Genomic DNA, 13,814 nt, shown 5'->3' with positions numbered 1-13,814 from the left:
GGCCTGCGTATTCATATCCTCCAGATATAACTTAGAGCACAAAGCGCATCATGCAATCTCTCACCCTGCGGCACTTCGCAGCGATCTGGCCGTTGCACCGCGCCACATGCAGCGGTACACCCGGTGCGACGCAATTCACGCACGGAGCCACCCATGTCCCAGACCCGCACCGAAACCGACAGCTTTGGCCCTCTTGAAGTTCCCGCAGACAAATACTGGGGTGCCCAGACGCAGCGCTCCATCATGAACTTCCCCATTGGCTGGGAAAAGCAACCCGTTGCAATCGTGCGGGCACTTGGCGTGATCAAAAAGGCGTGTGCACAGGCCAACATGGAACTTGGCAAACTTGATGCAGAACGTGGCAACGCGATTGTCGAGGCCGCCGGCGAAGTGGTTGCGGGAAAGCTGGATGACAATTTTCCGCTTGTTGTCTGGCAGACAGGGTCCGGTACACAGTCCAACATGAACGCCAATGAAGTGATCGCAAACCGCGCGATCGAACTGCTGGGGGGCGTCATCGGTTCAAAGGATCCGGTGCATCCGAACGATCACTGCAATATGGGGCAGTCCTCCAACGACACTTTCCCGACCGCGATGCACATCTCGACAGCGATGACAGCACGCGATGTGCTGCTGCCTGGCCTGGAAAAGCTGCACAGCGCTCTGGAGGCCAAAGTCGCCGAATTCGAAGGCATCATCAAAATCGGCCGGACCCATACGCAGGACGCCACGCCGCTGACCCTCAGCCAGGAGTTCTCGGGATATACGCATCAGGTCGCCATGGGAATTCAGCGGGTCAAAGACGCGCTCGGGCGCATTTACGAACTCGCCCAGGGCGGTACGGCCGTGGGCACTGGTCTGAACACCTCCCCCGGCTGGGACGTGATGGTTGCAGCAAATATGGCAGAAATCACAGGACTGCCTTTCGTGACGGCCCCCAACAAGTTCGAAGCGCTGGCCGCACATGATGCCATGGTCGAGATGTCCGGTGCGCTGAAAACCGTATCGGCATCGCTTTTCAAGATCGCCAACGATATCCGCCTTCTGGGATCGGGCCCGCGCTGTGGTCTGGGCGAACTGATCCTGCCGGAAAACGAACCCGGCTCCTCGATCATGCCCGGCAAGGTCAACCCGACCCAGTGTGAGGCGCTGACCCAGGTCTGTGCGCATGTTATGGGCAATGACGCCGCCGTTGGGTTTGCCGGCAGTCAGGGCCATTTCGAGCTGAACGTCTACAAACCGATGATGGCCTACAACGTCCTGCAGTCCATGCAGCTGCTGGGCGACGCGGCCTCGGCCTTTACCGATAATCTGATCGACGGTCTGCGTGCAGACGCGGACCGGATCGAGAAACTGATGCGCGAGTCGCTGATGCTTGTCACGGCACTGGCCCCGGAAATCGGCTATGACAATGCGACAAAGGTCGCGAAAACAGCACACAAAAACGGCACCACCCTCATCGAAGAGGCTGTGAACCTCGGGTTTGTGACCGAAGAGCGCTTCAACGAAGTCGTGCGCCCGGAAAACATGACCGGACCCAAATGAGCAAACCGGTCAATCTGAACAGGTTCCGCAAGGACCGTGCCCGGCAGGAACGCCGGGCGCAGGCCGATGAAAACGCTGTCAGGTTCGGGCGCAGCAAGGCCGAAAAAGAGCTGGAACAATCCAGGCGCGCGCAGTCAGAGCGCCGGATTGACGGCCACAGGCGGGATGAGTGAGCCGCCGTCCGGTCAAACGCTCGGTCACGCTGAAAGGACACCGGACCTCTATTTCGCTGGAAGATGAATTCTGGCAGGCGCTGCGGGCCATCGCCGTCCGCCAGTCAAAGCCACTAAACGCCCTGGTGTCCGAAATCGACGTGTCACGCGGGGCGGAAACAGGTCTTGCTTCCGCCATACGCGTCTATGTGCTGCGCGATCTGCAGACCAGGCTGGAAACAGGTCAGACGGACGCGCGGTAGATTTTGTCGATGTTGCTGCCGAGCGCTGCATCGAACTCTGCATCAGACATGCTGACATTCAGGCCTTCTGTCAGCGCGCGGCTGAAGCTCGCAATCATATGGTCGTTCTGCGCCAGACGCGCCGAAGCGTCATCTGTGGAATACCCACCGGACAGAGCCACAACGCGCAACACGCGCGGATGCCGTGCAAGACCATCATAAAGGCCCGGTTTTTCCGGCAAAGTGAGTTTGAGCATCACATCAACACCGTCAGGCAACGCATTGAGATGTTTTGCAATTTCAGCTTCGAGCAGCGCCTCGGCCTCTGCCTTGGTGTCCGAGTGAATGTTCACCTCAGGCTCAAGAATGGGCACCAGACCGGCAGCTGTGACTGTTGCGCCCACCTCGAACTGCTGGGCAACGATTGCGGTAATGCCCTCTGCATCCGCCTCGTGCACCACCGACCGTTCCTTGGTCCCGAAAATACCTTTGCCGCGTGCTTCGTGCAAAAGCGCTTCGAGGCCGGGCATCGGTTTCATCAGCTGCACACCATTGGCCTGGTCTTCCAGCCCTTTGTCGATCTTCAGGAACGGCACGATACCGCGATCGTTCCAGAGCAGCTCGGCCACCGGCTTTGCGTTGATCGTATCATTCATCGTCCGCTCAAAAAGGATCGCACCGATGACCTTGTCGCTGGTGAAATCGGGGGACAGGATAATGCGGGCACGCATGTCATGCATGGCACGAAACATCTCTTCGTCACCGGAATAATCCGACGGTTCAACACCATAGAGGCTCAGTGCTTTAGGGGTCGATCCGCCCGACTGGTCAAGCGCTGCAATAAATCCTGCGCCGGACTGCATCTGTGTGCGCATTGAAGACTGGTCTGACATATCTCACTCATTCCTTCTGATTCCGCCCCTGGCCCCTTCCATAAATCACTGATTAGAAGGATGATACATGTTAGCGCCGGACAACCCGCAGGCGGATACCATCACGCGACCGGACTGTCAGATGGGCGACCGGCACCGGGGCCGCGTCTTCGCAGAGTTCTACCTTCAGATCGCGCAGCACTGTTGCCAGCATCAGCACGCCTTCGAGCATTGCAAATCCTGCGCCAGGACATACGCGCGGTCCGGCACTGAACGGAATAAACGCACGCCGCGCACATTCCTGACCGTTTTTCGTGCGCCAGCGTCCGGGATCAAATCCATCCGGGTTGTCCCACAGACGCGTGTGTCGATGCAGGTGCCATGGGCTGAGGATCATCTGCGTACCACGGGGCAGATCACGCCCGCGCATATGTTCCACGCCCTGCGTCTGGCGCACCATCATCGGCACGGGTGGATAAAGCCGCAGTGTTTCCCGAAACACATCCCTGGTGACACTCAGGCCAGACAGCGCGGAGAACTGCGACAGGTCAGCGGCCTGCGCCTCGGCTGCGACCCTGTCCTGCCAGTCCGGATACCGCGCCAGCAGCCACAGGGCCCAGCTGAGTGCGGCGGCACTGGTCTCGTGGCCCGCCAGAAAAAAAATTGCCACCTGATCGGTCATTTCGGCGGCATCGAATGTATCCCCCGTCTGCGGATCGGCCTGCGTCATAATCCTGGTCGCAAGATCATCCGGTGCGGTGCCTGCCGTAATTTCCGCAGCCCGGGCACGTGTCATATCGCCGATCAGACGCCTGATCTGCCGGGCACTTTTGCGGGTTCCGCGCCGAAAGAACCGGGGCATCCACTGTGGTAACGGCACAAATGCGGCAAGGTTCAGAACAGGCTGGCTGCGTTGATAGGTCCGGAAGGCCCGGTATGTCTCTGAGGCGAGCCTGCTGTCGACCGGAACCGAAAAAAGCGTCCGGAAAATGACGTCGGCGGCCGCATGAATGGCTTTCTCCTCAATATCGACAACCCGGTCGCTTTGCGCTGACAGGCGCGCGGCCAGCGCCCTGGACGCAGCCCGGATGGCCGGGAAACTGTCCCGCAGGCGGCCCCCCTCAAAAGCCGGGTCAATAATCCGCCGCTGACGTTTCCAGACATCGCCGTTGGTCACAAAGACCGAATTGCCAAGCAGGGGTCGCAGACCTTCGCTGACACGCTCGGACTTGGGGAAATCACCGGGCCGTTCGCGCAACAGCAGTGTGACCAGCGCCGGGTCATTCGCAAGACAGCTGCGAAACCAGGGCGTCCTGAAATCGGCCATCCACGCGCGGTAAAGGTGTTCGGGTTGTGCGGACAGAATGTCCTTTCTGAAGAGCCTTGCATATCGCACCAGCGAAACGCGACCGGCGCGGCTGGCAGGTTTGGGCGGCAGAACCGTCACGGGGTCACCGACGTATACCCACTCACAGAATGCACGATGCGCGACCGCGAAGCCGGTCGGTCGCGATAGCGCATGTGCAATGTCTGGGGCCCGGCCGTGATCTGAAAGTAGTCATAGTCCCGTGGTCGGTCGAAGGCACAGAGGTACTGGAAATGAAGCCTGAAAAACCGCCAGCGCAGAGCACGCCAGCGTTCCGGGGAAAGGCTTTGAGAAAAGGCTGCAGAGAAAACCAGCGGCCCCCTGGCATTTGCGCCCCCCTGCCCGGACACCGCCACCGGGTCGCACAGCGCAAAGCAGCACCCGTCCCCCGGTGCCGTGACATCCACCCATGTGACATCTGCTGACCTGGAGAGTTGTTTCAGATCGGCTCGCAATCGCTCCGCCCCTGGCAGAAAGGACACCATAGGGATTACATGGCCAAGCGTCAGCAGGCTGATCGTCGGACCGTCGGATCGTTCTGTGTGCTTTCTCAGAACCGATGCCAGAACCGACACGGCGATATGTGCGCCGGATGAGTGACCAACGATCAGAACCTCATCAAGGTCGTCCGCAAGCGCGCGGCGCAACTGGTGTTCAAAGGCAGTCATGCGTTTTGCAAGCGCATCCGGCCAGGCCCCGCCGGCAGAGGCCGAATAGGCAAAATCCTGCATCAGGTAATAAACATAGAGCCGGCCGTCCTGATTACGAAAATACCTCAGCAGCCACATAAACGCGTATGCCGCCGGCGCGCCGGCCACCGCATAGGCCCAGACGGGCGAACCCGACGGCCCAGCGACTGTATCCAGCACATGTAATGCTGACGAAAGAACGCATACCGCGAGCAACAAAGCCAGCAACGCCTGCAGGGTGAGCATACCCACCGGATAAAGCGCCGCAATCACAGGGCCTTTGCGCAGGCGCATGATCCGAAAGAGTGCACCGGTTGAAAGATAGGTCCAGATCGTCTGCACAAGCGCCAGATAGACTGCACCGACCGACCGGCTCTGGCTGTCGCGCACGATGTCAGACCATGTAAGAACCTCATAGTCAGTCAGCGTTGTCTGGCCATCCGTAACGGTTTCGACCTGCCAGCCAAAACCCTCTCCGCCGAGCGGTCCCTTCATCGCAAGTGCATATCCGGAAATCTCTGCCTGAACGGCGCTTTCGCGCCGGTAGAGTTCGCGGTACCGACGCGCCGGAAACGGGTCGTAACCCGGAATATAGAAAACCTTGCGGCGTCTGACTGTGGTATCGCCCTGGCGCATCACCCGACCTTCTGCGCGCTTCGCACTACAGCGGAAGCATGGTCAGTCTAGCGTCATCATCCCAGCAAGGCGAGAGCCGGAAACTGTTCCAGCAGCCACCACGAGAAAGTCGTGAACGCACCTGTGAGCATGGCCAGCCCGACCAGAAGCAGCAGGCCGCCCATCACGCGCTCGATCGTGTGCATGTGACGCTTGAGACGGTTCATTACTCCCATCGCGCGCGTGATAAACATCGCCGCCAGCAAGAACGGAATACCCAGACCCGCAGCATAGATACCCAGCAGGAACGTTCCCCGTGTGACAGAGGCCTCGGATGCCGCAAGTGACAGGATTGCGCCCAGCTGCGGGCCGATGCAGGGTGTCCACCCAAAGGCAAAGGCAAGTCCCAGAACATAGGCGCCAAAGCTGGAGCCACCGCGTTCGCCGGCATCAAGCCGGGCCTCGCGGTCGAGGAAAGGAATGCGGAAAACACCCAGAAAATGCAGACCGAACACAATAATGACCAGGCCCGAGATACGGGCGAACAGAATCTGGTTCTGCAGAAAAAAGGCCCCGAATGCCGACGCGGTGAACCCCAGTATGAGGAAGACCGTGCTCAGGCCCATCACGAAAAACAGCGCCGAGACAACAGCACGTCTGCGCGCGGCGTTTTCCCCCGACATCTCATTCAGGCTCACACCGCTCATATAGGCGAGATAAGGCGGCACAATGGGCAGAACACAGGGGCTCAGAAAGCTGACGATCCCAGCGAAAAGCGCAACCGTCATTGCCGGAAGCAGACCTGCGTCGATGATTTCTATTCCAAACATACCCGACCCCTAGAGCATCGTGTGCCGGACGTCACCCCGACGAATGGTCACAACATTGTGGACAGAATGAAATATCGCCCCTATCTGAGCGATATGAGTAAAGATACCGCTACTGAACTTGATGCGACGGGGCTGCTTTGCCCCCTGCCTGTGCTGAAGGCCCGAAAGCGGCTGAAAACTATTGCAGCAGGAGATACCCTGACGGTGCTTGCCGATGATCCGGCTGCAGTGGTGGATGTGCCCCACTTTTGCAATGAAGCCGGGCACGAACTGGTCTCCGCCGACAGCGACGGCGATGTTCAGACCTACGTTATTCGCAAAAAGGCATAAAAAAACAGGCCCGGGAGCCTGTTTTTTTGCTGTTTTCCAGTCTCTCAGCCGCCCAGCGACCACCAGCCCTTGCGCTTGGGGCGTGCGGGCTCTTCCGGTGCAGGTTCCGCGACAGCCACCGGTTCGGGTTCGGGCGCCGGGGTCTCTGCGACAGGTTCTGCCGCAACCGCTTCAGGTTCCTCCGGAGCAGCCTCAGCCGGTTTTTCCTCTGCGGCGGGAGCAACGTCGGCGTCTTTCTTTTTGGCGCGGCTCGCCCGCTTGCGCTTGGGTTTCTCCGGCTTGCTTTCAGCCTCAGCCTCCGCAGCTGGCGCCCCGGCATCAGCAGAAACCACGTCCGCCTCAGCAGGTGCTTCCTCTGGTGCCTGTTCAGCCACCTCCACGTCTTTCTCAGCCTTTGGCTTTCTTGTACGCGAGCGCGTCCGCTTGGGTTTTTCCGCCTTTTCTTCGGCTTCGGGCGCTGCAGGTTCTGTCACACTGCCGGAGTCAGCTTCGGTCTCAGCTGCGTCCTTCTTGGCCGCACCATTCTCCGCGTCATCTGATCCGCCAGCTTCACCTGAGGACTGATCGGCGTTCTCGTCACCCGACTGTTGTTCAGCGTTGTTGTTACGGTTCCGGCTGCGACGGCGACGACGCCGGCGGCGCTTGGGCTTGCCCTCGGTATCACTCTCATCTGTGACGGCAGGCGCCTCTTCCTCTTCAACTGTATCGTCTGCATCCACCTCGTCCATAAGCGAGGTATCGACCGATACAACGGTTTCGGCCACGGCTTTGACAATGCGCGTCGCGGTCTTGAACTTTTCGAGGCTGAAGTCGGGACTGACCAGCGTGGGGTCCCCTTCGATCCGTACCGAAAGACCATAGCCGGCTTCAATCTGCGCGATATGCTCGCGTTTCTGGTTCATCAGGAAATTGGCAATACCGACGGGTGCCTTGATGAGCACCTCGCGGGACCGCTTGCGCGTGCCTTCTTCCTCAATCTGGCGCAGAATCGACAGTGCCAGGTTGTCGTCGGACCGGATAAGCCCGGTGCCGTGACAGGCGTGGCAGGGCTGTGTCGTTGCCTCGATCATACCCGGACGCAGACGCTGACGCGACATTTCCATCAGGCCGAAACCGGAAATGCGGCCGACCTGAATGCGGGCGCGGTCTGTCTTGAGTTTTTCCTTCATGCGCTTTTCGACGGCCGCGTTGTTTTTGCGCTCGTCCATGTCGATGAAGTCGATAACGATCAGGCCGGCGAGGTCACGCAGACGCAGCTGACGCGCCACCTCATCAGCGGCCTCCAGATTGGTCTTTGTCGCCGTCTGCTCGATTGAGCCTTCTTTGGTCGCACGGCCAGAGTTCACGTCAATTGCTACAAGCGCTTCGGTCACCCCGATCACAATGTAGCCACCCGAAGGCAGCTGCACCGTCGGATTGAACATTGACGCCAGGTAGCTCTCGACCTGATAGCGGGCAAAGAGAGGCAGGCCCTCGTTGTAGAGTTTCACGTTTTTGGCATGGGACGGCATGATCATTTTCATGAAGTCCTTGGCGATGCGGTAGCCCCGCTCGCCCTCGACAAACACCTCGTCGATCTCGCGGTTATAAAGGTCGCGGATCGAGCGTTTGATGAGGTCGCCTTCTTCGTAGATTTTCGCCGGCGCGATAGACTTGAGCGTCAGTTCGCGGATCTGCTCCCACAGACGCTGCAGATACTCATAGTCACGCTTGATCTCGGCCTTTGTGCGCTTGGCACCTGCCGTGCGCACAATAAGACCGGCGCCCTGCGGCACCTCGATCTCGTTGGCAATCTCCTTGAGCTTCTTGCGGTCAGCGGCGTTCGTGATCTTGCGGGAAATCCCGCCACCACGGGCCGTATTCGGCATCAGGACACAGTAGCGACCGGCAAGGCTCAGGTATGTCGTCAGGGCGGCACCCTTGTTGCCGCGCTCTTCCTTGACCACCTGAACCAGCAGGATCTGGCGGACCTTGATGACTTCCTGGATCTTATAACGGCGCGGTCGCGGTTTGCGCGCGGGCCGGATGTCGTCCTGATCATCCTCGTCCGCAACAGATTCGATGCTGTCATCCTTGGCAGACGCATCCGCTTTGCGTGGCTTATCGTCGTCGTCATCATCACTATCGTCGTCAGCGCCTGCGTCCGATCCCGTATCATCACCGGTGGATGCATCAGCACCTTCTTCACCGGCTGTATCCGTCCCGTCATCTGCGGCGTCTTCAGGCTCTTCCACCGGCGTTTCGGCCACCCGCTCCATCGGAGATGTGCCTTCCTCGTCGTCGAGGTCGATGGTCTGCATCCCCTCGATCTGATCTGCATCCACTTCTTTGGTGGCAGTCGCATCCTCAGACTGGGTATCTTCCGCTTTGGCGCGCGAGCGGCTGCGACGACGGCGTTTGGGTTTTTCCTCGTCGTCTTCCCGGGCTTTCTGAGCCTCGGCATAGGCGCGCTCTTCCTCGAGCAGCGCCTGACGGTCTGCCACCGGGATCTGATAGTAATCAGGATGAATTTCCGAGAACGCAAGGAAGCCGTGGCGGTTGCCACCGTAATCCACAAACGCCGCCTGAAGCGACGGCTCGACCCGTGTTACTTTTGCGAGATAGATGTTGCCAGCGAGCTGGCGTTTATTTTCGGATTCAAAGTCAAACTCCTCGACCTTGTTTCCGTCGACCACCACAACGCGGGTTTCTTCCGCGTGGGTGGCATCGATAAGCATTTTCTTAGCCATGTTTCCAGATTGCACAGCCGCAGCCTGCCCCATCCCGGAGGATCGGCCAGATGCGGAATATGTCTTGTCAGGGCGATCAGGGACGCACGCGATTCCGGCCCAGGCGGTGCCAAGGGAAATCTGCTCAATGCTGCGGCGCGCGTCATCGCGGTTCTTCTCCGACGCAGGCTCACTCAGGCGGCCTTGCGTCCATTATTTACTGCGTGTTTTGGGGCGTTTTCGCCTTACAACCCGTCAGCGGTTCGTCAGCCGTTGCCGGCTCAATCGGTCTGACACGGTGACCTGATGTCTCAGGCGTCACGCAGGTGCCAGCGAAACTCACCAGAGCCCGGACACAGTGGCCCGCATCTCTGTCCCTTCAGATAATGCTACCTGGGGTAAAAACACAATGGGTAAAGTGCACTGCGCAGGTATCCACCATCGATACCGGCGCGTCTGAAGGCCCGGAAAACCGGATCATTCGTCCCTCAGGAGGGTATCAGAGCGGTTTGTCCAGCTGCCAGATCTGCTCGACAGGATAGTCTCTGGCCCATTCGGCCGGCACTGCACCGCGGACATCATCTGCATGGTCAGGTGCGTAGATTTCATCATATTTTCTGACCGAGAACCCGATTTCGGCAAAAAGGCTCATCCAGTCCGCGAATGTCAGATTGAAACAGATGCCGCTCGGATCAATCTCGACCGTGGTCCAGTCTGCGCCCCACATGCCCCGGTACGGGCGGTGCAGAACCCGGTCACAGGGTGCGCCGTCCAGCGGGGAACAGAGCAGAGACAGCGGATGATTGCCCAGAAATGCCAGACGCCCCCCCGGTCTCAGCAGACGCCAGGCTTCGGTCAGCCAGTCCCGCGGCGGGCACCAGATCGCGGCGCCATACTCTGAAACCGCAAAGTCGAAGGAACAGTCAGGCAGCCCTGTTTTTTCCGCATTCCCTTCGATAAAGGTAATGCCTGCGTCATGCTCCGCTGACAGACGGCGGGCCGTCGCCAGTTGTTGTGGCGAGACATCAATCGCGGTCACCCGGGCCCCTCGGCGGGCCATCCAGCCCGAGACATACCCTGTGCCGCACCCAAGTTCGATGGCGTCCCTGCCCGTCATATCGGCAGGCAGCATCCCTATGCCCTCGTCAGTGTGGTTCCAGTTGCCCCATACCGGTGCATCAAGGCCCCAGAGGCGCTCGCCCGCGCGGACCCAGTTCGGTGCATCCGCATCCCAGATATCTCTGTTTACAGAAACGTGGTCCCTGCCCATTGCCCTGCTCCGTCATCTGTTGCGTTGCAGATATACCATGGGTCGGGCCGTTCAGCCAAATCCACCAGCCCGCACAGACGGATGTCAGAGATAATCGGACCGCTGCAGTCCGTATTTGGCCATTTTCTCGTTGAGTGTCCGGCGCGGGAGGCAAAGCTCGTCCATCACACTGGCGATGGAGCCGCGATGCCGGCGCATGGTATTGTCGATCAGCATGCGCTCAAAGGCCTCGACGTATTCCTTGAGCGGCTTGCCCTCCGTCGTCATGACCGGCTGCATGTCCTCGTGATCGTTCATCAGCAGCGATGCGATGGTTCCCGCACCGCGGCGCGACTGCAGGACCGCGCGTTCGGCCACGTTGATCAGCTGACGCACGTTTCCGGGCCAGGGCGCCTGGAGCAGCTGTGCTGCCTCCTGCGCGGTCACCTTGGGGGCTTCGCATCCGTATTCATCCGAGAACTGCTCGCTGAGGCGGGTAAAGAGCGTCAGAATATCCTCACCCCGCATCCGCAGCGGCGGCACGGTAATCCGCAGCGCCGCCAGGCGGTAAAACAGATCCGCGCGCAGCGCATCCTCGGACGTGCGTCCGGCCTCCTGCAGGTTTGAGATCGCCACAATGCGTGTTTCCGCCGGCGTGCCCTGCTCGTTGATGACACTCAGCAGACGCGCCTGCATGGTTTCAGACAGCGCCTCGATGTCCTCAAGCACCAGCGTGCCGCCACGGGCCTCTTCAATGGCCGGCAACTGGGCATCTTCGGGCATCATCGGCCCGAAAAGACGCTTGCTCAGCGCTTCTTCCTCAAAGGCCCCGCAGCTGACCAGCACAAATTTCTTGCCCGCGCGGCTGCCCACCGCATGCAGCGCATGCGCTACGAGTGTCTTGCCGGTTCCTGTCTCGCCGTCGATCAGCACATGACCATCGGCCTGCCCCAGATCCAGGATATCCTCGCGCAGACGCTCCATCACCGGGGACTGACCGATCAGTTTTTTCATGATCTGGCCACCGTCGCTGAGTTCGCGGCGCAGGGCGCGGTTGTCCATCACCAGGCGGCGCGCACCCGTGGCCCGCTTGGCCAGTTCGCTCATCCGGTCGGGGTTGAACGGTTTCTCCAGAAAGTCATAGGCGCCGACACGCATCGCCTCTACCGCCATCGGCACATCGCCGTGGCCTGTGATCATGATCACCGGCAGCGCGCTGTCACTGCCCATCAGCTTTTTGAGGAACTGCATGCCGTCCATGCCCGGCATCCGGATGTCGGAAATCACGATCCCGGGATATTCCGGCCCCAGCACACGCAGCGCGTCCTCGGCGCTGGAAAAGGTTTCCGTGTCGTATCCGGACAGCGCCAGCCACTGACTGATCGACTGCCGCATGTCCTGTTCGTCGTCCACGATTGCAATTTTCATCGCCTGGGCCATGATTTACTCCGCCGCCTGTGTCGCCTCGTCACCGGTGAGTACCGGCAACTGCATTTCAAATACCGCGCCCCCTGCCTGCCCGTTACGGGCAGTGAGCCGTCCACCAAGGTCGTTAACGATCCCCGAAGAGATGGCAAGCCCCAGGCCAACGCCGTCGCCGGGCTGTTTGGTCGTGTAGAAAGGTTCAAACAGCGAATCGAGATCTTCGATGCCGGGCCCGTTGTCGCGCACGGTCAGCGTTGCTGTCTCGCCGGCAGAGAGCATAACTTCCACCTTAGGTTGGCGTTCAGACTTGGTCGCGTCAATAGCGTTGCGCAGCAGGTTTACCATCACCTGCTCGATCCGCAGCCTGTCCCCCATCACGCGCACGGGTGTATCGGGCACAATTCTGACGATCTCCACCTGTCGCTGACGCAGCTGCGGCTCCATCATCGACAGGCTCGACGCAAGCGCTTCGCCCATATCTACAGGGGTGAACGCCTCCTGCCCCTTGCGGGCGTAAGATTTCAGCTGGCGGGTTATCCCCCCCATCCGCTCAATCAGATCATCGATCCGGCCAAAGGATGAAAGCGCCTCTTCCTGACGGTTCCGCCGCAGCAGAAGCCGCGCGCCTGCAAGATAGGTTTTCATGGCCGCCAGCGGCTGGTTCAGCTCGTGACTGACCGCGGCTGACATCTCGCCCAGAGCGGCCAGTTTGCTGGATTGTTCAAGCGTCTGTTCGGCCACAGCAAGCGTCTCCTGCACTCTTTTACGCTCGGCGATTTCCCGCTGCAGTGCTACGTTCAGCGAGCGCAGTTCAGCGGATTCCTGCTGAAAAAGCGCCATGCGCAGGGCACTGCGGCGGCTCAGCGCATAAAAGGTCAGTGCGAGAAGAATCGCAAAACCCATAATTTCCAGGGCCAGCACGCCGTTTACGCGTTCGCGGACTGATGCGTAGGTGGTGAACGATGTCATCTTCCAGCCGCGGAACGGAATGCGCGTCTCAAGCCGCATCACCGCTTCCCCCTGCAGATAGGCATCCGGTGGCAGCGCGGTCCAGTCGGCGGTCGCCTGGATCGCACGCTGAATTGCGTTTTGCGGGGTCTGACGTGCGAGCGCTTCTTCTTCTGTACGTCCCCGCCAGCGCGGCTCGGTGCTGAGAATAATGGCGCCGGTGCTGTCCGTGACGATCACCGCGTCCGAAATACCGGCCCAGGCCGCCTCAAACTTCTGCAGAGCGACCTCGACGACGATCACCCCCAGCACATCCGCGCCGTACTCCACCCTGCGGGAGTAAACGAAATCAAAAGCGCCGGAATCGCGCTGCGAGACCGTGAATACAGTGGCGTTTGACCGGATTGCATCAACAAAGAACGGGTTCTGACGATAGGCTGACCCCAGCCGGCTGCGGTCCGTGGCAGCGACCGTGCGCCCGTCAATATCCAGAAGCATGAGCGAGGCCGCGCCGATTTCCTCAACAAATGAGATCAGCCGCCGGGTCGAGGCTGTGTAATCGGCCGAATTCAGGGCCGAAATCAGCTCTGCGTCACGGGCCAGAAGGCGCGGCACAATGGCGTTCTGGCGCAGTTCCGCCAGCAGGTTGCCGCTGTACAGCGCCAGCCGCAGTTCGGCACGGTTTTTGGTGCTCTCTGTAAACCTGTCCGTCAGCAGCTTGTTGGTCACCGACACCACCGCCACGGCGATCACAATAAGGGCCACGACCACCGCGCGCACGCGCCAGCTGTTCGTCAGGGCCGGTGGATCTGGATCGGTTTCAGCAGACATGCCCCAGACTAC

General features: G+C 60.0%; 12 protein-coding genes. 4 read left to right on the top strand and 8 right to left on the bottom strand.

Annotated elements, in window-relative coordinates:
• The first annotated feature begins 153 nt into the window (after positions 1–153).
• The 3 genes from fumC to Q0792_RS00905 are packed head-to-tail and all read left to right on the top strand — an operon-like array spanning position 154 to position 1,960.
• Positions 154–1,545 (top strand): class II fumarate hydratase, encoded by a 1,392-nt coding sequence (gene fumC / locus Q0792_RS00915; protein WP_298835724.1) that lies wholly within the window; start codon positions 154–156, stop codon positions 1,543–1,545.
• Positions 1,542–1,718, top strand: coding sequence for a DUF4169 family protein (locus Q0792_RS00910; RefSeq protein WP_298835722.1), 177 nt, complete (start codon positions 1,542–1,544; stop codon positions 1,716–1,718). The genes fumC and Q0792_RS00910 overlap by 4 nt, the downstream gene beginning before the upstream one ends.
• Entirely contained in the window at positions 1,715–1,960 is a 246-nt protein-coding gene (locus Q0792_RS00905; RefSeq protein ID WP_298835720.1) for a ribbon-helix-helix domain-containing protein, read from the top strand. The genes Q0792_RS00910 and Q0792_RS00905 overlap by 4 nt, the downstream gene beginning before the upstream one ends.
• On the opposite strand, the gene Q0792_RS00900 is transcribed toward Q0792_RS00905, so the two are convergent.
• From Q0792_RS00900 to Q0792_RS00885, 4 genes are all read right to left on the bottom strand, one after another.
• The gene (locus Q0792_RS00900) at positions 1,942–2,832 is read right to left on the bottom strand and encodes a fructose bisphosphate aldolase (protein WP_298835718.1); all 891 of its coding nucleotides are present in this window, start codon (positions 2,830–2,832) and stop codon (positions 1,942–1,944) included. The genes Q0792_RS00905 and Q0792_RS00900 overlap by 19 nt on opposite strands.
• Positions 2,833–2,902: 70 nt before the next feature.
• Positions 2,903–4,258 (bottom strand): cytochrome P450, encoded by a 1,356-nt coding sequence (locus Q0792_RS00895; protein ID WP_298835716.1) that lies wholly within the window; start codon positions 4,256–4,258, stop codon positions 2,903–2,905.
• Positions 4,255–5,502, bottom strand: coding sequence for a hypothetical protein (locus tag Q0792_RS00890; RefSeq protein WP_298835714.1), 1,248 nt, complete (start codon positions 5,500–5,502; stop codon positions 4,255–4,257). Before Q0792_RS00890 ends, Q0792_RS00895 begins: the two co-directional genes overlap by 4 nt.
• Positions 5,503–5,558: 56 nt before the next feature.
• Complete coding sequence (locus tag Q0792_RS00885; protein ID WP_298835711.1) at positions 5,559–6,311, bottom strand: cytochrome c biogenesis CcdA family protein; 753 nt, start codon at positions 6,309–6,311, stop codon at positions 5,559–5,561.
• A 93-nt stretch (positions 6,312–6,404) separates the two neighbouring features.
• On the opposite strand from Q0792_RS00885, the gene Q0792_RS00880 reads away from it, so the two are divergent.
• Positions 6,405–6,641: a sulfurtransferase TusA family protein gene (locus Q0792_RS00880; protein WP_298838542.1), complete on the top strand. Its 237-nt coding sequence runs from the start codon at positions 6,405–6,407 to the stop codon at positions 6,639–6,641.
• 44 nt (positions 6,642–6,685) lie between these two features.
• On the opposite strand, the gene Q0792_RS00875 is transcribed toward Q0792_RS00880, so the two are convergent.
• From Q0792_RS00875 to Q0792_RS00860, 4 genes are all read right to left on the bottom strand, one after another.
• Entirely contained in the window at positions 6,686–9,370 is a 2,685-nt protein-coding gene (locus Q0792_RS00875) for a ribonuclease E/G (protein WP_298835709.1), read from the bottom strand.
• Between the two features lie 478 nt (positions 9,371–9,848).
• The gene (locus Q0792_RS00870) at positions 9,849–10,619 is read right to left on the bottom strand and encodes a class I SAM-dependent methyltransferase (protein WP_298835707.1); all 771 of its coding nucleotides are present in this window, start codon (positions 10,617–10,619) and stop codon (positions 9,849–9,851) included.
• An 84-nt stretch (positions 10,620–10,703) separates the two neighbouring features.
• The gene (locus Q0792_RS00865) at positions 10,704–12,038 is read right to left on the bottom strand and encodes a sigma-54 dependent transcriptional regulator (protein ID WP_298835705.1); all 1,335 of its coding nucleotides are present in this window, start codon (positions 12,036–12,038) and stop codon (positions 10,704–10,706) included.
• Between the two features lie 3 nt (positions 12,039–12,041).
• The gene (locus Q0792_RS00860) at positions 12,042–13,802 is read right to left on the bottom strand and encodes an ATP-binding protein (RefSeq protein WP_298835703.1); all 1,761 of its coding nucleotides are present in this window, start codon (positions 13,800–13,802) and stop codon (positions 12,042–12,044) included.
• Between the last annotated feature and the right edge of the window lie 12 nt (positions 13,803–13,814).

It is taken from the genome of uncultured Roseobacter sp. (assembly GCF_947495025.1).
Lineage (GTDB): Bacteria > Pseudomonadota > Alphaproteobacteria > Rhodobacterales > Rhodobacteraceae > Roseobacter.
Note: the sequence above shows the minus strand (reverse complement) of the source record. Positions and strands in the feature narration are given on the sequence as shown.